The sequence below is a fragment of the Kitasatospora sp. NPDC059973 genome, from assembly GCF_042737525.1.
GTDB lineage: Bacteria > Actinomycetota > Actinomycetes > Streptomycetales > Streptomycetaceae > Kitasatospora.
Genome location: NZ_JBHWUI010000141.1, coordinates 1 through 21,819, shown reverse-complemented (window position 1 = coordinate 21,819; position 21,819 = coordinate 1). Strand labels below are relative to the sequence as shown.

The window sequence follows — 21,819 nt, the reverse complement described above, 5'->3', positions numbered from 1 at the left end:
ACCGCCCCCGCCACAAAGCAAGTTCGCCAGTCCTCATACCAACAGAGAACTACCGAACACGCGATGCGACAAGCCTCCTAACAAAGCACTACTAGCGTGGTCGGCATGGAGAAGTCCCTGGTCCGTCCGCGGCCGCTGGCCGACGAGGTCGCGCGGTCGCGCGGCGGTGACGCCGACCTCGCCGGGCGGGTCGACCGGCTCTGCGGCCGGATCGAGCGGCTGGACCCGCTGCTGCACACCTTCGTGCCCGAGGCCGGCCGGCCGGAGCGGCTGCACGCCGAGGCCCGCGCGCTGGCCGCGCGCCACCCCGATCCGGCCACCGCCCCGCCGCTGTACGGGGTGGCGGTCGGGATCAAGGACATCGTCCACGTCGACGGCCTGCCCACGCACGCCGGATCGGCGCTGCCGCCGGGCGTGCTGGCCGGTCCGCAGGCCGCCGTGGTGGACCGGCTGCGGGCCGCGGGCGCGCTGGTGGCGGGCAAGACGGTGACCGCCGAGTTCGCCGGCAGCGCTCCGGGCCCGACCCGGAACCCGCACCACCCCGGGCACACGCCGGGCGGCTCCAGCAGCGGCTCGGCGGCGGCGGTCGCGGCCGGGCTGTTGCCGCTGGCGATCGGCACCCAGACGATCGGCTCGGTGGTCCGGCCCGCCGCCTACTGCGGAGTGGTGGGCTTCCGGCCGACGTACGGGCGGATCCCGCTCGACGGGGTGATCCCCAACGCGCCGAGCTTCGACACCGTCGGCCTGTTCACCGCCGACCTCGCCGGGGCGGCGCTGGCGGCGCCGCTGCTCTGCGACGACTGGCGGGGCGAGCGGCAGGGCGGTCCGCCCGGCGACGGGCCGCCCGTCCTCGGGGTGCCCGCCGGGCCGTACCTGGAGCAGGCCGGACCGGCGGCGCTGGCGGCCTTCCGGGTGCAGCTGGACCGGCTGGCCGCCGCGGGGTCGACGGTGCGCGAGATCGAACTGCTGCCCGACTTCGCGTGGCTGGTGCGGCAGGTGCGGACGATCAACCGCTTCGAGCAGGCCCGCGGCCACGCCGACTGGTTCGCCCGGTTCGGCGGCCTCTACCGGCCGGAGACGGCGGCCGGCATCCGGCACGGCCAGGCCGTCCGGCCGGAGGACCACGAGACGGCGCTCGGCGTCCGCGAGCACGTCCGCGCCCGGCTCGCCGAGGCCTGGGCGGCCGCGGGGGTGGACCTGGTGGTCGCGCCCTCCGCCACCGGGCCGGCTCCGTCCGGGCTGGGCAGCACCGGGGACGCGGTGATGTCCCTGCCGTGGAGCTACGCCGGGCTGCCCGCCGTCAGCCTGCCCGCCGGGGTGAGCGCGGACGGCCTGCCGCTCGGGCTCCAGGTGGTCGGCGCGGCCGGTGCGGACGAGTCGCTGCTGGCCCTGGCCGCGCCGCTGGAGCGGGCCCTGGGCGGCCCGGCCCGCTGAGCGGCGCGGCGGGCGGGGTCAGCGCCTGTCGCGCTGCTCGTCGGGGAAGCGGGGGCCGCCGATCAGGAACAGCAGGGCCGCCGTCGGAAAGCCGATCGACGCGGCCACCAGCACGATGAACTGCCAGAACATCCGTCGCTCCTCGTCCTCGTCAGTCCCGTGCGGCCCGGCCCCTCGAAGGAGACCGCGAAACCTGACAGGCCCTGATTGGCCGAATTGTCCACTCGATATCCGACGGTATGGCCGAATTGCCCCCGCTGCCACCGGACGGTCCGGCGCCGGCGGCGCGCACCGCGTGCACGGGTCTGGGCGCGCGCCCCACCCGGCGTCCACACTGTCGGGATGCAGGTACAGCTGGCAGGGGAAGCACGGCGGCCGGACCGCGAGAGCGAGGACTTCGCGGCGGCCTCGCCGGAGGCGCTCGTACTGCTCGACGGCGCGAGCTCGCCGACCGGGCTGGAGTCGGGGTGCCGGCACGGCACCCCCTGGTACGTACGGCGGTTGGGGGTGCACCTGCTGGCCCGGCTGACCGACCGGGCGGACCGCTCGATCGCCGAGTGCCTGGCCGACGCCATCGTGGAGACGGCGGCGCTGCACGGGGGCCGCTGCGACCTCGCCCACCCCAACACGCCCGCCGCCATGGTGGTCGCCGCCCGGCGGCACGGCAGTGCGCTGGAGTACCTGGTGCTCGGGGACTCGCTGCTGGTGCTGCAGTACAAGGACGGACCGCTCAAGGTGATCGGCGACAACCAGCGCTTCCCCGCCGGTGAGGAGGTGCGCCGCCAGGTCTGGTCGACGGTGCCCGGCTCCACCGAGCGCGCCGCGCTGCACCTGGAGTACGCGCTGGCCGTCCGGGCCGCCCGGAACTCCGGCACCGGCCCGTGGATCGCCGCCGCCAGCCCCAAGGCCGCGCAGCACGCCGAGACCGGCTTCGTCGAGCTGGAGCGGCTGCACGCGGTGGCCGCGCTGAGCGACGGCGCCTCGCGCTACACCGAGCGCTTCGGACTGGGCAGCTGGGCGGACGCCCTGCGACTGCTCGCCGAGTCGGGGCCGGGCGAGCTGATCGCCCAGGTGCGGGCGGTCGAGCGGTCGGACGCGGCCTGCGAGCGGTGGCCCCGCGGCAAGGCGCACGACGACGCCTCGGCCCTCTACGCGCTGCTGTAGCGGACCGGGCGGGGGCGGCGGACCTGCGCGGCCGACCGCCCGATATGGGCGCGGTATAGGAGCGGGCGGCACCGTGGCGGTGCTGATAGATCGGCATCTCCATGGCCGCACCCCTCCCCCGAAGGACGCTCATGACCGACTCCGTGGCGCTGTGGTTCCGCACCTACCACACGGCTCCGGCCCCGCGGCTGCGGCTGGTCTGCTTCCCGCACGCCGGCGGAGCACCCACCGCCTACTGGTCCTGGGCCCGCGAACTGCCCGAGGACATCGAGGTGCTGTCGGCCTGCTACCCGGGGCGGCAGGACCGCCTCGGCGACCCCTACGCGCCCTCCGTCCACGCGATGGCGGACGAGATCGCCGCCGCCCTGGCCGTTCTGGCCGCCGACGGCGTGCCGCTGGCCCTGTTCGGCCACAGCATGGGCTCCGTGGTCGCGCACGAGGTGACGCTGCGGCTCGGCGCCGAGCACGGCGTGCGCCCGGTGCGGCTGTTCGTCTCGGGCTCCGAGGCCCCGCACCGCCGTGAGCGCGAGGAGTCGGCGGCCGCGGACGACGCCGACTTCCTGGCCGAGCTGCGCCAGCTCGGCCACAGCTCGCTGGCCGACATGGACCCGGGCCTCCTGGAGCTGGTGCTCCCCAGCATCCGAGCCGACTACCGGCTGTCGGCCGCCTACCGGCCCGACCCCGCGGCCGGACGCCACCGGGTGCCGGTCGTCGCCTACGTGGGGGCCCGGGACGCCGAGTGCGCGCCCGACAACGTCGCCGCCTGGTCGGACACCACCAGCGCCGGCTTCGAGCTGCGGATCTTCCCCGGCGACCACTTCTACCTCCAGGCCCAGGAGAAGCAGCTGCTCGCCCACATCGCCGGGCACCTGCAGTCCGACCTGCGGCTGCGCCAGGTGCTCGGCACCGGTCGCGCCTGAACCCCGCCCCGCCCTGCCCCGCCCTGCCCCGTCCCGCCCGCGCCGCGCCCGCCCATCGCCGTCCCCGCGGGCGCCGGCGTCCCGCCCCGCCACCGTCCACCCCTGACCGAAAAGAGGCCGTGCTGATGGCCGATCACCTGGTGACCCGACTGGAGCGGCACGGCCGCGAAACCCCCGACCGCACCGCCCTGGTCTTCGTCGAGGCCGCCTCCGACGGCTGGTCGGAGCAGCCGCTGAGCTTCGGTGACCTCGACCGCGCGGCCCGCTCGGTCGCCTCCTGGCTGCGCGAGCGGTGCGCCGTCGGCGAGCGCGTGATGCTGCTGTACGGGGCCGGACCCGAGTTCGTGACCGCCCTGGCCGGCTGCCTGTACGCGGGCGTGGTGGCCGTTCCGGCGCCCCAGCCCAGCACCCAGCGCGGCCACAGCTCCCGCGTCGACGGCATCGTGCGGGACGCCGACATCCGCCTGGTGCTGACCGACTCGGCCAACCACGGCACGGCCGTCGCCATGCTGGAGCAGGCCGGTGTCACCGAGCTGCCCTGCGTGGCCACCGACCTGCTGGACCTGGCGCCCGCCCCCGACTGGCAGGTGCCGCCGACCGCCGACGACGACCTGGTGTTCATCCAGTACACGTCGGGCTCGACCAGCGCGCCCAAGGGCGTGATGGTCACCCAGCGCTCGCTGCGCCACAACATCGGCCTGATCGCGCGGGCCTTCGCGCTGGAGTACGACAGCCGCGGCGCCTGCTGGCTGCCCCAGCACCACGACATGGGCCTGATCGGCGCCCTGATCGCACCGCTGTACGTCGGCGCCCTCGGCTACCAGCTCGCCCCGATGGCCTTCCTGCGCCGCCCGCACCTGTGGCTGGAGCTGATCAGCAGCCGCCGCGCCACCCACACGTCGGCCCCGAACTTCGCCTACGACCTGTGCGCCCGCCGGGTGACCGACGCCCAGCTGGCCGGACTGGACCTGGGCAGCCTGGTCAGCGCGGGCAACGGCGCGGAGCCGGTCAGCGCCGCCACCCTGCGCCGGTTCGTCGAGCGGTTCGCCCCGGCGGGCTTCCGGCTCGACCAGTTCAACCCCTGCTACGGCATGGCCGAGACCACCCTGCTGGTCTCCGGCACGCCGCGCGGCGAGACCCCGGCCCTGACGGCCGTCGACGCCGAGGCGCTCGCCGCCAACGAGCTGCGTCCGGTCGCCCCGGGCGGCGACGGCCCGCTGCTGGTGAGCAGCGGCACCGTCCACGACCTCGACGTGCGGATCGTCGACCCGGCCACCGCCGCCACCCTCCCGGACGGCGGGATCGGTGAGATCTGGGTCCGCGGCGACAGCGTGGCCGCCGGCTACTGGCGCAACCCCGAGGCCACCGCGGCGACCTTCCGCGCCGTCACGGCGGAGGGCGCGGCGGGCTACCTGCGCACCGGCGACACCGGCGCCCTGCACCAGGGCCGGCTGTACGTCACCGGGCGGATCAAGGAAGTCCTGATCGTCAACGGCCGCAACCTCTACCCGCACGACATCGAGCGCGAACTCGCCGAACTGGACGAGGCGTTCAACGGGCTCAGCGGCAGCGTCTGCACGGTGCCGGGCACCGGCGAGCAGATCGTGGTGATGCACGAGGTCCGCCGCCGCCCCGGCGCCCCCGAGGAGCTGGCCGAGTTCGCCCGGCGGCTGCGCGGCCGGCTCGCCGAGCGGGTCGGCGTGCGGATCCCCAACCTGGTGCTGCTGCGGCCCGGCCAGGTCCGCAAGACCACCAGCGGCAAGGTGCAGCGCTCGCTCATGCGCGAGCTGTTCATGACCGGAGCGCTGGAGCCGGTGGTCGAGGACCTCGACCCGGCCACCGCCGCCCGCTACCGCAGCGCGGCCGGTGCGCGATGACCCACGCCGCCACCCACCCCTCCCGCCGGATCGCCGGCGAGCTGGACCGCGCCCTCGGCGACCCCGAGGACGGCGGACGGCTGTTCTCCTACGCGCGCTGCGGCGCGCTGGACGACCGGGAGGAGTTCCCGGTCGAGATCTGCCGGGAGCTGGACCTGCTGGGGCTGCCCCGGCACTACGTCCCGGCCGAGTACGGCGGGGCGCTGGAGAGTTACGAGCACGTCCTGCAGCTGATGCGCGCGGTCGCCCGCCGGGACCTCACCGTCGCCATCGCGCACGGCAAGACCTTCCTCGGCGCGGTGTCGGTCTGGGTCGGCGGCAGCCGGGAGCAGGCCGAGCGGCTGGCCGCCCAGGTGCTCGACGGGACGGTGGTCTCCTGGGGGCTGACCGAGCGCGACCACGGCAGCGACCTGCTGGCCGGCGAGGTCGTCGCCGTGCCGACCGGGGACGGTTACCGGGTGAGCGGCGAGAAGTGGCTCATCAACAACGCCAACCGCGGCCGGGCGGTCTGCCTGCTGGCCCGTACCGGCGAGGCCGGCGACGCGCGCGGCTTCAGCCTGCTGATGATCGACAAGTCCGCCGTCGCGCCGCCCGGCTACCGGCCGCTGCCGGCCGTGAAGCTGCACGGCATCCGCGGCGCCGACATCAGCGGGGTGGCCTTCACCGACGCCCGGGTGCCGGCCGACGCGCTGGTCGGCGGCGAGGGGGACGGCGCCGAGATCGTCCTCAAGAGCCTCCAGCTGACCCGCACGATGTGCGCCGCGCTGTCGCTCGGCGCCGCCGACAACGCGCTCACGCTGGCCGCCGGCTACGCCCTGGAGCGGCGGGCCTACGGCCGGCTGCTGGCCGAACTCCCGCAGACCCGCAGGCTGCTGGCGCAGTCGTACGCGGACGTGCTGCTCGCCGAGGCGGTGAGCACGGTCGCCGTCCGCAGCATCCACGCGCTGCCCGGCGAGCTGGCCGTCTCCTCGGCCGTCACCAAGTACCTGGTACCGACCCTGGTCGACCAGGTGATCGACCGGCTCGGCACCGTGCTCGGCTCGCGCTCGCTGCTGGTCGGCGAGACCTACCAGCACGGCCGCTTCCAGAAGGTCCAGCGCGACCACCGGATCGTCGGCATCTTCGACGGCAACGCGCTGGTCAACCTGCACGCGCTGATCAACCACTTCCCCCTGCTGGCCCGCCGGTTGCGCAAGCGGACGGTGGACGGGGCAGGGCTGGCCGCGGCCACCGACCTGGCCGCGCCGCTGGCCCCGTTCGACCGCGAGCGGCTCAGCCTGCTCCCGCGCGGCGGCTCCAGCGTGCTGCAGGCGCTGCCCGCCGCGGTGGCCGAGCTCGGCCGGCTGGCCGCGCACGGCGCCGTCCCGGCCTCGCTCGGCCGGCGGGCCGAGGCACTGCTGGCCGCGGTCGACGGCCTGGCGGTCGAACTGGCCGCCCACCGGCCGGTCCCGGTCGAGGCGCCGCGCGCGGCCTTCGACCTGGCCGAGCGGTACGCCCTGCTGTACGCGGCCGCGGCCGCCGTCCAGCTCTGGCTGCGCAACCACGAGGCACCCGAGCACCAGGGCGGCCTGTGGGCCGACGGGCTCTGGCTGGAGGCGGCGCTGGCCCGGGTGCTGACCCGGCTCGGCCACGGCCCGCGGCGCCCGGTGGCCGGCGACGACCTGCTGGAGCGCCTGGTGCCCTTCCTGGAGGAGCAGCAACGCAGCGGCCTCCTCCCGTCCCTGCTGTCCTACCCCCTGGTGAAGGGAAGCAGCCGATGACCACGGCCACCACCCCCGACTGCTACGCCGACCTCGGCAACCCGGCACCGCTGGAGGCCCTGTTCGGCGACCCCGAGTACCAGGACAACCCGCTGGGCTTCGCCGCCTTCGTGGCCGCCGACGAGCGCGGCGACCTGCTCCCGGCCGGCGAGCGCGTCCTGGACGCCTACGGGCTCGGCGCCGAGTTCGTGCCGCGGCGGCTCGGCGGCCGGCTCGACCGGGCCGACCGGCTGGCCCGGGTGCTGCGCCCGCTGTTCCGCCGCGACGCCGCGCTCGGCCTCGGCCACGGCGCCAGCAACCTGGTCGGCGCGGTCAACGTGTGGGCCCAGGGCGGTGACCAGCAGCAGCGGTGGCTCGCGGACGTCCTGTGCCGCAACGGCCGGATCGCCGCCGCCTACACCGACATGTCCACCGGCAACGACGTCTCGAACACCGCCTTCCGCGGCACCCTGCGGCAGGACCACCTCGTCCTCGACGGCCGCAAGGAGATCATCAACAACCTGGCCCGTGCCGAGGCCGTCACCGTGCTGGCCCGCACCAGCCCGGAGCCCGGCAGCCGCAGCCACTCGATGGTGCTGGTCGACATGGCCACCGCACCGCGCGACCGGCTGCGCTTCCTGCCGCGCTACCGCACCGTCGGGGTGCGCGCGATGTACCTGGGCGGGCTGCAGTTCGACCACTGCCCGGTGCCGGTGACCGCGGTGGCCGGCGAGGTCGGCGCGGCCATGGAGACCATCCTGCGGTCCTTCCAGGTCACCCGGGCGGTGCTGCCCGCCGCCGCGCTCGGCGCGGTGGACCAGCAGCTGCGCACGGTCACCGGCTTCGCGCTCGGCCGGCGGCTGTACCACCGCACGGTGGCCGACCTGCCGCACGCCCGCTCGGTGCTCACCGACGCCTTCGTGGACCTCCAGGCGGCCGACGCCTTCGCCACCACGGTCTGCCGCGCGCTGCACCTGCTGCCCGGGCAGACCAGCGTCTACGCGGCGGCCGTCAAGTACCTGGTGCCGCTGCTCTTCAAGGACACCGTCGACGCCCTGGGCCAGGTGCTGGGCGCCCGCTCGTTCCTGCGCGAGGGGCCGCACGCGGTGTTCCAGAAGCACGCCCGGGACCTGCCGGTCGCCTCGCTGGTGCACGCCGGCGGCACGGTCTGCCAGGCCACCGTCATCCCGCAGCTGCCCCGGCTGGCCCGCGCCGCCTGGCTGGTCGGCGAACCGGCCCCGGCCGGCGTCTTCCACCTGGCGGGGGACCTGCCCGAGCTGGACTTCGACCGGCTGAGCACCACCGCCGGGCGGTACGACCCGCTGCTGGGGAGCCTGGTGGACGCGGCCGCCCGGGTGCGCGACGAACCGGTCCTGGGCCGGCTCACCGCCCAGCTGGTGGACGAGCTGACCGCGCTCAAGCAGGCCTGCCAGGAGCTCGCGCCCCGGGACCGCACCCCGCTGGCCGGCCCGGTGAGCTTCGAACTCACCCACCGCTACGCGGTGCTGCTGGCCGCCGCCTGCTGCCTGGGCGTGTGGCTGAACAACCCGGACCACCCGGGCGCGTACGCGCACCGGCCCGAGTGGGTCGTCGCGGCGCTGGCCCGGCTCACCGCCCGGCTCGGCTGCCCGCCGGTGCCCGGGGCGGAGGCCGTCCGTCCGGCGGTCTTCCGCGAGCTGCTCGACCGCTACGAGAGCGGCGCCGGATTCGACCTCATCGGCCGGCACCTCGCCTGACCGGCCGGCACCTCGCGCACGCGGACCGGTGGCTCCCGGCGGGAGCCGCCGACGACGCCCAGTGACAGGAAGAGAGCATGGGAAAGTACGTACGGGTCGAGGAGGCCGGGCCGGTGGCGACCGTCCGGCTGCTGCGCCCGACCATCAGCGGCGCCGACCCGGTGCTGCCCGCGGAGCTGGCCGAGGCCGCCGAGCGGGTCGGATCGGACCCGGCCGTCCGGGCCGTGATCCTCACCGGGGGCCGGCGCGTCTTCGGCTCCGGCGCGGACCTCGCGGCGATGGCCGAGCGCACCCCCGCCGAGGTGGACGCGTACACCGCCCGGCTGCACGCCGGGTTCGCCGCGATCGCCGCGATCCCCAAGCCGGTGGTGGCCGCGATCGTGGGCTTCGCCCTGGGCGGCGGGCTCGAACTCGCGCTCTGCGCCGACTTCCGGGTGGCCGGGTCCGGGGCCGTGCTCGGCCTGCCGGAGATCCGGTTGGGGATCATCCCCGGCACCGGCGGCACCCAGCGGCTGCCCCGGCTGATCGGCCCGGCACGGGCCAAGCGGCTGATCATGACCGGACGGCAGCTGGACGCGGCCGAGGCGCTGGAGCTCGGCCTGGTCGACGAGGTCGTCCCGGACGCCGAGGTGCACGCCTCGGCCCAGCGGCTGGCGGAGCGGTTCGCCGACGGGCCGACAGCCGCCCTGGGCGCCGCCAAGCGGGCCGTCGACGAGGGCCTCGGCCGGCCGCTGGCCGAGGGACTGGACCTCGAACGGCACCGGTTCGCCGCCCTGTTCGCCACCGCCGACCAGCGGGAGGGCCTGCGGGCACACCTCGCCGGGGAACCCCCGCGGTTCATCGGCCACTGACCCGCCCACCCACCGCAACGAAGGACGTCGATGTCCAGCCTGCACCCCCTCTCCCACGCGCAGCAGTCGCTCTGGTTCCTCTACCGGCTGGCGCCGGACGCCGCGGTCTACAACACCGGGGTGGCCCTCACCGTCCGCTCCGCCGTCGACCTGCCCACCCTGGAGCGGGCGATCGAGGCGACCGCCGAGCGGCACGACATGCTCCGCTCGCTCTTCGCCGAGCACGACGGCCAGGCCGCCCGCACCGTCGCCGACCGGCACCCGCTGGGCCTGGAACTGCGCGAGCTGCCGGGGCTGACCGACGAGCGCTTCCGCACCGCGGTGCGGGACGCGCTGCGCGAGCCGTTCCGGCTGGAGCGCGACGGCGCGTTCCGCTTCGTCCTGCTGCGCCGCGGCGCCGAGGACGCCGTCCTGCTGATGGCCGGCCACCACATCGGCACCGACGCCACCTCCAACTGGCTGATCCTGCGCGACCTGCTGCAGAGCTACCGGCGGCTGGTCGACGGCCGGGAGCCCGACCTCGCACCCCTCACCGCGGACTACGACGACTACACGGCCCGGGAGCGCGACCTGCTCGGCTCGCCGCGCGGCGCCCGGATGGAGCAGTACTGGCACGATTTCTGCGCCGGGGCGATCCCGGCCGAGATCCCCACCGACCGCCCCCGGCCGACGAGTCCGGGCTACCGCGGCAGCACCCACCACCTGGACCTGAGCAGCCCGCGGGTGGCCGGGCTGCGCGAGCTGGCGCTGGCCGACGGGGTCTCGCTGTTCTCCCTCCTGCTCGGGATCCTCCAGGGGCTGCTGCACCGCTACACCCGGCAGAACGCCTTCCTGGTCGGCGCGCCGACCACCACCCGGCTGAGCCCGGCGACCCGCGAGGTGGTCGGGAACTTCATCAACACCCTGCTGTTCCGGGCCGACCTGGCGCCGGGGGCGAGCTTCCGCGACGCGGCCCGGGCCGCCGACGCGCAGGTCAAGGCGGGCCTCGGCCGGGTCGGTTACCCGTTCGAGCTGCTCACCCGGACGGTCAACCGGCCGCGGACCGGCGCCGGCTCCGCGCTCTGCCGGATCACCTTCAACATGATCGGCACCAGCAGCCCCGACCCGCTGCTGAGGCTGCTCCTGGACGCCGCCGACGGCGCACCGGCCGAGTTCGCCGGACTGCGCATCGCGCCGTTCGAACTCCCCCAGGCGGAAGGCCAGTTGGATCTCGCGGTGAATGTGCGGCAGAGCGTGGACTCGCTGGCCGTCGACTTCCGCTACGACGTCGACCTGTTCGACGAGGCCACCGTCGAGCGGTTCGCCGGCTACTTCGTCCGGGCCGTCGACGCGGTTCTGGCCGACCCGGACGCCGCCGTCGCGCGCCTCACCCTGGTGGACGCGGCCGCGATGGACCGGATGTTCGGCTTCGCCACCGGCGGGGGAGGGCGGCGCGTTGGCTGAGATCGTCCACCGGACCCTGCGGGTGGCCGGCCGGCGGATGCACGTCGCCGAGGCCGGCGAGGGGCCGCTGATCGTGCTGGTGCACGGCTTCCCCGAACTCTGGTACTCCTGGCGCCACCAGCTCACCGGGCTGGCCGAGGCCGGCTACCGGGTGGTCGCCCCCGACATGCGCGGCTACGGCCTCAGCGAGTGCCCCGCCGAGGCCGACCAGTACACCATCCACCACCTGGTCGGCGACGTCGTCGCGCTGATCGGCGCGCTCGGCGCGGACCGGGCCGTGGTGGCCGGGCACGACTGGGGCGCCCAGGTCGCCTGGCACACCGCGCTGATGCGCCCGGACCTGGTCCGCGGCGTGGCCGGGCTGAGCATCCCCTACCGGCCGCGGGCCGGCCTGCCGCCGCTGCCCGCGATGCGGCGCGCCATGGGCGAACGCTTCTACATGCTGTACTTCCAGGAACCCGGCGCGGCCGAGCGGGAGCTGGAACGCGACGTGCCCGCCGCACTGCGCCGGCTGCTGGCCGGCACCAGCGGCGGCGCGCCGCCCTTCGACCCGGTCGTCCCGGACGGCGGCGGCTTCCTCGACCTGTACCCGGAGCCCGACCGGCTGCCCGGCTGGCTGACCGAGCCGGACCTCGCCGTCTACGCCGAGGCGCTCGGCGCCACCGGCTTCACCGGCGGCCTGAACTGGTACCGGAACCTGCACCGCAACTGGGAGCTCACCGCGCCGCTCAACAAGGCCGCGATCCAGGTCCCGGCGCTCTACCTGACCGGTACGGACGACTTCGTGGTCCGCGGCCAGGACCCCGACCGGCTGGCGGACGAGCTGCGGCGCTGGGCGCCCCGGCTGCACCGCAGCGTGCTGCTGCCCGGCTGCGGCCACTGGACCCAGCAGGAGCGCCCCGCCGAAGTCACCGCCGCGCTGGCCGAGTTCGCCGCCTCGCTGGACTGACCGGCGCCCCGTCACCACCCCCACGATTTCCGACCCTCCCGAGGAGTTACCACCATGACCACGTCCATCGAGCAGACCCACGACCTCACCGAGCTGCGCGCCTGGCTCACCGAGCGGGTGGCCTTCTACCTGGAGATCCCGGTCGAGCAGATCCGGCCCGACGTCAAGCTCGTCGAGTACGGCCTGGAGTCGGTCTACGCCCTCGCCCTGTGCGGCGACGCGGAGGACGAGTTCGAGGTCGAGCTGGAGCCCACCCTGGCCTGGGACTACCCCACCATCGACGCCCTCTCCGGACTGCTCGCCGAGAAGATCGCCGAGCGGGCCTGACCCCGCACCGGCAGAGAGGAGGACGACCATGCGTGCCGCCATCACCCGTGGGGGCGCACTCGTCGTCGAGGAGGTCCCGGACCCGGTGCCGCAGGCCGGCCAGGTGCTGGTCCGCACCCTGGCCTGCGGCATCTGCGGCTCGGACCTGCACGCCCTCGACGACCCCGACGCGTTCGGCGACGTCATGCGCCGCACGGGCGGGAGCACCCACGACATCCGCGAGGGGCTCGTGCTCGGCCACGAGTTCGCCGCCGAGATCGTCGACTACGGCCCGGGCACCGTCCGGGCCCTGCCGACCGGCACCGTGGTGTGCGGCCCGCCGATCGGCTTCGGACCGCAGGGCAGCGGGATCATCGGCTACACGCCGGCCTTCCCCGGCGGCTTCGGCGAGTACATGCTGCTCTCCGAAGCCTTCACCATGCCGGTGCCCAACGGGCTCGACCCGAAGACCGCCGCGCTCACCGAGCCGTTCTCGATCGCCGCCCGGGCCGTCCGGCGGGCCGAGGCGGCCCCCGGCTCGGTCGCCGTGGTGATCGGCCTCGGCCCGGTGGGCCTGGGCATCGTCGCGGTGCTCAAGGCCAGGGGCCTCGGCCCGGTCGTCGCGGTGGACTTCTCGCCGCGCCGCCGGGCCCTCGCCGAGCGACTCGGCGCCGACATCCTGATCGACCCGGCCGTCGAGTCCCCGTACGACCGCTGGACCTCGCTCGGGGTGATCCCCGGAATGATGGACCGGATGGCCGCCGAGTACCGGGGCGTGCGGATCAAGGACGCCGTCATCTTCGAGTGCGTCGGCACGCCCGGCATGCTCGCCCGGGTCGTGGACGGGGCACCGGCCGGCGCCCGCATCGTGCTCGTCGGCGTCTGCCTGCGCCCGGACACCTTCGACCCCGGCGTGGCCGTCGGCAAGGAGCTGGACATCCGCGGCTCCTTCGGCGGCAGCCCGACCGAGTACCGCCAGACCCTGCGCGACATCGCGGAGGGCCGGATCGACGCCGGCGCCGTGATCACCGGGGTGACCGGCCTGGACGGACTGGCCGGGGCGATCGCAGAACTGGGCGAACCGGACCGCCACGCGAAGATCATCGTCGATCCTTCGCTGGACCGGCTCGTCGTCTGACCCAGCCAACCAAGCGTGGAGGACCAATGCTCGTCGACACGTCTGAACAGTCCGCGGCGGTGGGCCTGCTGGAACGCCCCGACCCGGCCGACCTCGCCCCGCCGTCCACCTACCGACGACTCCTCGACCTGTTCCACCGGGGTGACATCGCCTACCGGCTGATGGACCACCCGCCGGAGGGGCAGACCACGCTCGCCAGCGAGCTGCGGGGCCACGAGCTCTCCGCCGCCGCCAAGTGCATGGTGGTCACCGTCACCAAGGGCGGCCGACCCGCCCGCCACGTGCTGGCCGTGATACCCGGCGACTGCCGGGTCGACCTCAAGCAGGTCGCCCGGGTGGCCGGCGGCGGCAAGGCGCGGTTCGCCGAACAGGACGTCGCCGAGGCGCTCGGCGCGACGGTGAGCGGGACGATCACCCCGTTCTCCTTCCACCCGGACCTCCAGGTCCTCGCCGACCCGGCCCTCTTCGACCAGCCGGAGCTGTACTTCAACGCCGCCCGGCTGGACCGGTCGGTCGCGATCAAGTCGGCCGACTACCTGCGGCTGGCCCGCCCCCAGGTGGTCCCGATCACCTGATCACCACAGGGCTCCACACCGGTGGCACTCCTTCTCGACAAGGGGTGCCACCTTCCCTTTTCCCCGGAACGGGCGCGACATGACACTCCTTCGGCCTGCCAACTACGGTGGGCGCATGACAACCGGCACAGCCCCGCGGCGGCTGCTCACCCTCGCGCTCCGCCGCGCGCCGTGGTCGGTGCGGGTCTGGCGGGACATCGTGTTCCTCTGCCTGGGTGTCCCGCTCCAGCTGGCCTCCTTCTCCCTGGTGGCGGTGCCCTGGCTGCTGTTCGTCGAACCCGCCGACGACTGGCTCTACTGGCCGCTGGAGACCACCCAGCTGATGCTGACCGTGGTCGGACCGCTCGCCTTCCTGCTGCTCTCGGTCACCGCCCTGAACGAGGCGCAGCACCGCCGGTTCCGCTACCTGCTCGGCGAGTCGATCCCGCGTGCCGCCCACAGCACGATCCGGCTCAGCTGGCGCGGACTCGCCACCTCGGTCCGCTCGCAGGCCGCCTGGCGCCAGCTCGGCTACCACGTCCTGGTCGGGCCGGTGCTCGGGCTCGCCGGGCTCGCCGTGCTGGCCGGCTGGCTCTACGCCATCGCCCTGGCCGGCGCCTACGGCTGGATCTGGGCCCTGCCCGAGCAGGTCCGCCAGCGCGCCGCCGTGTTCACCGCCGGCGGCCTGCTGCTCGTCCTCGTGATGCCCTGGGTGACGGCGCTGGTGGTCGGCGCGGACGGCTACCTGGCCCGCCGGCTGCTCGGGCCCAGCCGGGCCGAGCGGCTCGCCGAACGCGTCGACGACCTGACCGAGGGCCGGGACGGCCTGGTGGCCGCCGCCGACGCCGAACGGCGCCGGATCGAGCGCGACCTGCACGACGGCACCCAGCAGCGCCTGGTCGCCCTGGCGATGACCCTCGGCCTGGCCCGGGCCACCCTGACCGACGCCGGGCCGAACGCGAAGGGCGTCATCGACAAGGCGCACCGGGAGGCGCTGGAGGCCATCGCCGAGCTGAAGCACCTCGTCCGCGGCCTGCACCCGGCGGTCCTGGACGACCGCGGCCTGGACGCCGCGCTGTCCGGCGTCGCCGCCCGCGCCCCGCTGCCCGTCGACCTGGCGGTCACGGTGGACCGCCGCCCCGCGACGGCCATCGAGTCCGTCGCCTACTTCGTCGTCGCCGAGGCGCTCAACAACGTCGCCAAGCACGCCCGCGCCGAGCGCGCCGCCGTGCGGGTGGACCGCGTCGCCGACCTGCTGCGCGTCGTCGTCACCGACGACGGTGTCGGCGGCGCCGACCAGAGCCGGGGCACCGGCATCGCCGGCCTCAGCCGTCGCGCCCGCTCGGTGGACGGCACCTTCCGGATATCCAGCCCCGTCGGGGGCCCGACCACCATCACCGTGGAGCTGCCGTGCGCGTCGTGATCGCCGAGGACTCCGTTCTCCTGCGAGTCGGCCTGACCAACGTCCTGGAGACGATGGGCTTCGAGGTCGCCGCCGCCGTCGGCGACGCGGAGGAGGTGCTCCTCGCCGTCGAGGAGCACCGGCCGGACGTCGCCATCCTCGACGTCCGGATGCCGCCCTCGCACACCGACGAGGGCGTGCGGGCCGCGCTGGTGATCCGCCGTCGCTGGCCGGAGACCGCCCTGCTGCTGCTCTCCCAGTACGTCGAGGAGCGCTACGCGGCCGACCTGGTCGCCACCAATCCCAGCGGCATCGGCTACCTCCTGAAGGAACGCGTCGCGCACGTCGAGGAGTTCGTGGACGCGCTGCGCAAGGTCGCCGCCGGCGGCACCGCGCTCGACCCCGAGGTCGTCTCGCAGCTGCTGCTGCGCCGGCAGAGCGGCCCGCTCGACCGGCTGACCGAGCGGGAGCGGGAGGTGCTCGCGCTGATGGCCGAGGGCCAGTCGAACTCCTCCATCGCCGCCGCGCTGGTGATCAGCGACAGCGCCGTCGGCAAGCACATCAACAGCATCCTCACCAAGCTCGACCTGCCCCGCGAGGACGCCGGCGGCCACCGCCGGGTCCGCGCCGTGCTGCGCTTCCTGGAAGGGCGCTGACCGCGCTGACCGGCTGGGTCCCCGAGCCCGGTCGGGCCTGGTCGGGCCGCGCGGTCCGGCCCGGGTCAGGGCGGCCGCGCCGTCCGGCCCGCCCGGGCCCGTTCCGCCCCGAGGGCCCCCGCGGTCGTACCGACCGCGGGGGACCTCGGGCGTTCCGCCGCTAGTGGACGGTGCCGACGCCGGCCACCACCCGCTGGGCGCGGGTCCGCAGCTCGTCGAGCACGTCCTCGGAGTCCGGCGCGGACCCGCCGGACACCAGGGCCGTCACCGCGTGGCTGTCGAAGCCCGCCGCCAGCAGCAGCCGCCAGTCCTCCGGCGTGGCCTGCACGTGGGTGACGCGCTGCGCGTCCACCAGGGCGACCAGCGCCGCCGGGTCCGCGGCCTCGGCCTCGGACGCCAGCACCACCCGGGCGCCGCCGGTGAGCGGCAGGTGCAGCTCCGCCGCCGCCCGCAGGCCGGCCCCCGGAGCGGCCGCCAGCCAGGCGCCGCGCCGGATCCCGCCCAGTTCGGCCCGGACCTTCTCCAGCAGCCGGCCCAGCTCACGGTGGTCGACCAGCACGCCGTCCAGCAGGCAGGCCGCCCCCTCCGGCGAGGCCGCGAGCGGCAGCGCCCCGGCCGGCCGGGCGGCGAGCGGCGCCGCCTCGTCGTCCAGCCGCAGCACCCCGCCGGTGAAGCCCCCGGCCACCGCCCGATCGGTGATCAGGAAGGTGACCCGCGGGTCGACCTGCTCCGCCGCGGCGGCCGGGTCGATCAGCTGGTACGCGGCGCCGGCGCGCCAGACGCCCTGGAGCACCGGGACCAGCTCGGCCCGACGGGCCAGCGCCACCCCGACCACCGCACCCGGGCCGACCGCGAGCGCGGTCAGGTGGTGCGCGATCCGGTCGGCGTACTCGTCCACCTCGCGGTAGCTCAGCGTGCGCCCGGACGCGACCACGGCGACCGCCTTCGGCGTGCGGGCCGCCTGCTCGGCGATCAGCCCGACCGGCAACGGCTGCTCCAGCTCGGCCGCGGGCGCACCCGCCGACGCCGTGGGGACCGGCAGGTAGCCGGCGGTCGCGTCCCCGTCCGGGTCGGCGGCCATCGCCTCCAGCACCAGCCGGTACATCGCGACGAGCTGCTCCAGCTGCGCCCGGCCGAGCGCGCCGGCCCCGGTGCTGAGCCCGATCCGGCCGCCGGTGGCGATCACGGTCAGGGCGAACTCGTTGGAGCCGTCGTTCATCGAGGCCCGGACGTCCACCGCGCCGCGGTCGACCTGGTGGAAGTCGAGGAACTCGAACATCACGCTCAGTGCCGCCCGGCCGGGGCCGGCCGCCCGCTGGATGGCGGGCAGCGGGTAGCGGCGGTGCGACCAGAGCTCGGTCTCGGTGCCGAAGACCCGCGCCACCAGCTCGCGCCAGGTCTTCGCGCCCCGGGCGGCCGGGAAGGGCAGGGTGTTGAGGTGCATGCCGAGCACCCGCTCCGCGCCCGGCGCCTCCAGGCGGCCGTGGTAGACCACGCCCGTGTGGAAGGCCGGGGCGGTGCTCAGCGAGCCCATCACCGTGAGGTGCGCGGCGAGCAGCACCGTCTTGAGCGAGGTGTTCGCGCCGACGGCGAGCGCCCGCAGCCGCTCCTCCAGGTCCGCGTACTCGACGTTCAGCAGCAGCGACCCGGCGCTCCGGTCCCGCCAGGTGGCGGGCAGCTCCAGCGGGCTGTGCCGGTCGACCACGTCCTGCCAGAAGGCCTGGTCGGCCGGGTCGGACAGGGCGGTCAGCTCGGCGGCGACGTAGTCCGCGTACCGGACCGCGGGGGCCTGGTAGGCGGCCGGCGTCCCGCCGTCGCGCAGCGTCCGGTAGGTGTCGAGCAGCTCCATCAGCAGCGAGTTGAGCGTCCAGCCGTCGGTGACGGCGTGGATGTGGCTCGCGGTGACCCGCCAGGCCTCGTCCGACTCGACGTGCACGGCGATCCGCAGCAGCGGCGCGGCCGTCAGCTCGAACCCGCGGGCCCGCTCCTCGGCCACGTAGCCGCGCGCCCGCTCGGCCCGCTCGTCCTCGGTCAGGCCGCGCAGGTCGTGCACGGTGACGGGGACCTCGGCGGTGGCGTGCACCAGCTGGAGCGGCCGGCCGAACCCGGTCAGGTGCACCGAGGTGCGCAGCAGCTCGTGGCGGTCCGCCAGCAGTGCCAGGGCCCGCCGCAGCGCCGCTTCGGCGAACGGCCGGGTGTCCGGGATCCGGAAGGAGTTGATGTGGTGGTAGGCCGTGCCGCCCTCGCCCGCCATCAGCTCGACGAGCATGCCGGTCTGGATCTGGGAGAGCGGGTAGGCGTCGACGACGTCGGCGGGCAGGGCCGCCCGGTCCTCCTCGTCGACCAGCGCGAACGGCTCGACGGCGGTGATCAGCGAGCGGCCGTCGCCGCCGGGCAGGGCCGCGGCCAGGGCGGCGACGGTCCGGCGCTCGAACACGTCGCGGATGGTCAGGTCGTGGCCGGCCTCGCGCAGCGCGCCGACCAGGCGGACGGCCCGGATCGAGTCGCCGCCGAGGTCGAAGAAGCTGTCCTCGACACCGACCTGCGCCAGGCCCAGCACCTCGGCCCAGACCGCCGCCAGGGCGGCCTCCAGCTCGGTGCGCGGTGCGAGGTGGTGCTCGCCCACGACGCTCACCGCCTGCTCCGGCGCGGGCAGCGCCCGGCGGTTCACCTTGCCGTTGGTGGTCAGCGGGATCCCCGCCAGGGTGACGAACGCCGCCGGCACCATGTAGCCGGGCAGCGCCGCCGCCAGGTCCGACCGCACCGCCGCGAGGTCCGGGGCGGCGGAGCCGGCCGGCACCAGGTAGGCGACCAGCGACTTCTCGCCGGCCTCGTTCCGGTGCACGATCACGGTCGCCTCGTCCACCAGCGGGTGCTCGCGCAACCGGGCCTCGATCTCGCCCAGCTCGATCCGGAAGCCGCGGACCTTCACCTGGCCGTCGATCCGGCCCAGCGACTCGTAGCGGCCGTCGGGCAGGCGCCAGGCGAGGTCGCCGGTGCGGTACAGGCGGGAGCCGGCCGGGCCGTACGGGTCCGGCACGAACCGCTCGGCGGTCAGCCCGGGGCGGTTCAGGTAGCCGCGGGCCACGCCCGGGCCGCCCACGTGGATCTCGCCCGGCACGCCGTCCGGCACCGGGTGCCCGTTGGCGTCCAGCAGGTGGATCACGGTGTCGGCGACCGGCAGGCCGATCGGGGACGCCGCCCGGGGCAGGTCCGACTCCGTCACCCGGTGGTAGATCGAGTGCACGGTGGTCTCGGTCGGCCCGTAGATGTTGATCAGGGCCGTCCGCACGCCGAACTTCGCCGTCCACGGCGCCAGTTGCGACATGTCCAGGCGCTCACCGCCGAACACGACCGCACGCAGCCCCAGCCGGTCGACGCGCGGGTCGCCCTCCTGCACCAGCCCGGTCAGCGAGCGGAACGCGGACGGGGTCTGGCAGAGCACGGTGACCCGCTCGGCCACCAGCAGCTCGACCAGCTCCTGCGGCGACCGGGCGACCATCGCGGGGACGACCACCAGGCGGCCGCCGTGCAGCAGCGGGGCCCAGATCTCCTTGACCGAGAAGTCGAAGGCGTAGGAGTGGAACAGCGCCCACACGTCGTCCGCGGCGAACGGGAAGTCCGCACGGGTCGCGCCGAACAGGCGCGGCACGTTGGCGTGCGCGGTGCCGACGCCCTTCGGCAGGCCGGTCGAACCGGAGGTGTAGATGACGTACGCCAGGTTGTCCGGGCGCACCCCGGTGGCCGGGGCGGTGGCCGGGCGGGCGTCGATCGCGGCCCGGTCGGCGTCCATCAGCACCCGGGCGCCCGCGAACTCGATCGGCTCCAGGGCGGAATGGGTCACCAGGATCGGCGCCTTGGCGTCGGCCAGCATGTAGGCGAGGCGGTCGGCCGGGTTGGCCGGGTCCAGCGGCAGGTAGGCGGCGCCGGACTTCAGGATGCCCAGCAGGGCGGGGACGAGGTCCGGGCCGCGCTCCAGCGACAGGCCGACGACCCGCTCCGGCCCGGCGCCCAGGGCGACCAGGTGGTGGGCGATGCGGTTGGCCCGCTCGTCCAGCTCGGCGTAGGTGAGGCTCTGATCGCCACTGGTCAGCGCGACGGCGTCCGGGGTGCGGGCGGCCTGGGCGGCGAACAGCTCGTGCAGGCAGCCGGCGGCCTGCTGCTCGACCGGTGCCCGGAGCACCGGGACGAGCCGGCGGTCGGCCTCGGCCAGCGGGACGGGCAGGGCGTCACCGTCGACGTCGGCGGCCATCGCCTCCAGCACCGACCGGTACATCGCGCCCAGCCGCTCCAGGTTCTCCCGGCTCATCGTCGAGACCGCGGCCCCGAGGCTGAGCCGGCCGACCCCGGCGATCGCCATCAGGCCGAACTCGTTGCGGCCGTCGTTCAGACCACCACCGGTGTCCACCGTGCCGGTGTCGACCTGGTGGAAGTCCTGGTGGTCGAAGAGCACGGTGAGCAGGTCGCGGGTGTTCCCGGCGGCGCGCTGGACGGCGGGCAGCGGGTAGCGGCGGTGGGACCAGATCTCGGTCTCCGTCGCGTAGGTCCGCTCGACCAGTTCGCGCCAGGTCTTCGCGCCCCGAGTGGTTGGGAAGGGCAGGGTGTTGAGGTGCATGCCGAGCACCCGGTCGGCGCCCGGTGCTTCCAGGCGGCCGTGGTAGACGACGCCGGTGTGGAAGGCGTCCTCGGCGGTGAGGCTGCCCATCACCTTGAGGTGGGCGGCCAGCATGACGCTCTTGAGCGAGGTCTTCGCCTCGGCCGCCAGCCTGAGCAGGCCCTCCTCCAGGTCGGCGAACGGCACGCCGATCGAGTGGCGCTGCTCCGAGTCCTCGGCGCCGGCCCAGGTGGCCGGGATCCGCAGCGGGGTGTACCCGTCCACGACGTCCTGCCAGAAGGCCTGCTCCTCGGTGCTCGCCAGGGCGGCCTCCTCGGCGGCGACGTAGTCGGCGTAGCGGACCGCCGGGGCCACGTGGGCGGCCGGCTCGCGGCCGTCCCGCAGCGCCTGGTAGCAGCCGACCAGCTCCATCAGGAAGGAGTTGATCGTCCATCCGTCGGTCACCGCGTGCAGGTGGCTGACCGTCAGGCGCCAGGCCTCGGCCGACTCGATGTGGACCGCCAGGTGCAGCAGCGGGCCGTTCACCAGGTCGAACCCGGCCGTCCGGGCCGCGGCGACGAACGCGCGGCCGTGGGCTTCCTGCTCGGCCTCGGTCAGGCCGCGCAGGTCCTCGACGACGAACGGGATCTCGACGTCGGCGTGGACGAGCTGGAGCGGCCGGCTGTAGCCGGTCAGGTCGACCGAGGTCCGAAGGATCTCGTGGCGGGCGGTGACCAGGCCGATGGCCTCGCTCATCGCTGCGGCGTCGAAGGCCTTCGCGTCCGGCAGACGGAAGGAGTTGATGTTGTGGTAGCTGTTTCCGCCGTCCGCCGTGAGCATCTCGACGAGCATGCCGGTCTGGATCTGGGAGAGCGGGTAGGCGTCCACGACGTCGGCCGGGAGGGCCGCGCGGTCGTCCTCGCCGATGAGGGCGAAGGGCTGGACGGCGGTGATGAGGGATTCGCCGGTGCCGTTGCCGGGGAGGGCGGCGGCCATGGCGGTGATGGTGCGCTGCTGGAAGACGTCGCGGATGGTGACGTCGTAGCCGGCGGCGCG

The 21,819-nt window shown here is 75.1% G+C and carries 15 protein-coding genes; 14 read left to right on the top strand and 1 reads right to left on the bottom strand.

The window, feature by feature from the left end; genetic code table 11:
• Positions 1-105: 105 nt before the first annotated feature.
• The 14 genes from ACFWA9_RS29875 to ACFWA9_RS29810 all read left to right on the top strand — a co-directional run bounded on the left by ACFWA9_RS29875 (position 106) and on the right by ACFWA9_RS29810 (position 16,169).
• Complete coding sequence (locus tag ACFWA9_RS29875) at positions 106-1,434, top strand: amidase (protein WP_380391106.1); 1,329 nt, start codon at positions 106-108, stop codon at positions 1,432-1,434.
• A 342-nt stretch (positions 1,435-1,776) separates the two neighbouring features.
• Positions 1,777-2,598 carry an integrase gene (locus ACFWA9_RS29870; RefSeq protein ID WP_352296438.1) on the top strand — a complete coding sequence of 274 codons (822 nt, stop codon included), beginning with the start codon at positions 1,777-1,779 and terminating at the stop codon, positions 2,596-2,598.
• Between the two features lie 131 nt (positions 2,599-2,729).
• Positions 2,730-3,518: an alpha/beta fold hydrolase gene (locus ACFWA9_RS29865; protein ID WP_352296441.1), complete on the top strand. Its 789-nt coding sequence runs from the start codon at positions 2,730-2,732 to the stop codon at positions 3,516-3,518.
• 125 nt (positions 3,519-3,643) lie between these two features.
• Positions 3,644-5,395, top strand: a complete 1,752-nt coding sequence (locus ACFWA9_RS29860; protein WP_380391102.1) for a fatty acyl-AMP ligase — start codon at positions 3,644-3,646, stop codon at positions 5,393-5,395.
• A complete protein-coding gene (locus tag ACFWA9_RS29855) occupies positions 5,392-7,155 on the top strand; it encodes an acyl-CoA dehydrogenase family protein (RefSeq protein ID WP_380391100.1) in 1,764 nt (587 codons plus the stop codon). Before ACFWA9_RS29860 ends, ACFWA9_RS29855 begins: the two co-directional genes overlap by 4 nt.
• Positions 7,152-8,870, top strand: a complete 1,719-nt coding sequence (locus tag ACFWA9_RS29850; RefSeq protein WP_329488956.1) for an acyl-CoA dehydrogenase — start codon at positions 7,152-7,154, stop codon at positions 8,868-8,870. The genes ACFWA9_RS29855 and ACFWA9_RS29850 overlap by 4 nt, the downstream gene beginning before the upstream one ends.
• A 77-nt stretch (positions 8,871-8,947) precedes the next feature.
• Positions 8,948-9,721 (top strand): enoyl-CoA hydratase-related protein, encoded by a 774-nt coding sequence (locus ACFWA9_RS29845; protein WP_352296452.1) that lies wholly within the window; start codon positions 8,948-8,950, stop codon positions 9,719-9,721.
• 30 nt (positions 9,722-9,751) lie between these two features.
• A complete protein-coding gene (locus ACFWA9_RS29840; protein WP_380391097.1) occupies positions 9,752-11,164 on the top strand; it encodes a condensation domain-containing protein in 1,413 nt (470 codons plus the stop codon).
• Positions 11,165-11,201: 37 nt separating this feature from the next.
• Positions 11,202-12,113, top strand: coding sequence for an alpha/beta fold hydrolase (locus ACFWA9_RS29835; RefSeq protein ID WP_380391109.1), 912 nt, complete (start codon positions 11,202-11,204; stop codon positions 12,111-12,113).
• Positions 12,114-12,167: 54 nt separating this feature from the next.
• Positions 12,168-12,440, top strand: coding sequence for an acyl carrier protein (locus ACFWA9_RS29830; RefSeq protein ID WP_329488959.1), 273 nt, complete (start codon positions 12,168-12,170; stop codon positions 12,438-12,440).
• Positions 12,441-12,468: 28 nt separating this feature from the next.
• On the top strand, positions 12,469-13,557 hold the full coding sequence (locus tag ACFWA9_RS29825) for a zinc-binding dehydrogenase (protein ID WP_352296458.1): 1,089 nt from the start codon (positions 12,469-12,471) through the stop codon (positions 13,555-13,557).
• A 26-nt stretch (positions 13,558-13,583) separates the two neighbouring features.
• The gene (locus tag ACFWA9_RS29820; RefSeq protein WP_380391093.1) at positions 13,584-14,132 is read left to right on the top strand and encodes a YbaK/EbsC family protein; all 549 of its coding nucleotides are present in this window, start codon (positions 13,584-13,586) and stop codon (positions 14,130-14,132) included.
• Positions 14,133-14,247: 115 nt separating this feature from the next.
• Positions 14,248-15,534, top strand: a complete 1,287-nt coding sequence (locus ACFWA9_RS29815) for a sensor histidine kinase (protein ID WP_380391090.1) — start codon at positions 14,248-14,250, stop codon at positions 15,532-15,534.
• Positions 15,522-16,169 carry a response regulator transcription factor gene (locus ACFWA9_RS29810; protein ID WP_329488963.1) on the top strand — a complete coding sequence of 216 codons (648 nt, stop codon included), beginning with the start codon at positions 15,522-15,524 and terminating at the stop codon, positions 16,167-16,169. Before ACFWA9_RS29815 ends, ACFWA9_RS29810 begins: the two co-directional genes overlap by 13 nt.
• Positions 16,170-16,329: 160 nt before the next feature.
• On the opposite strand, the gene ACFWA9_RS29805 is transcribed toward ACFWA9_RS29810, so the two are convergent.
• Positions 16,330-21,819: amino acid adenylation domain-containing protein (locus tag ACFWA9_RS29805; RefSeq protein WP_380391087.1), on the bottom strand; the 5,490-nt coding region annotated here is incomplete at its 5' end.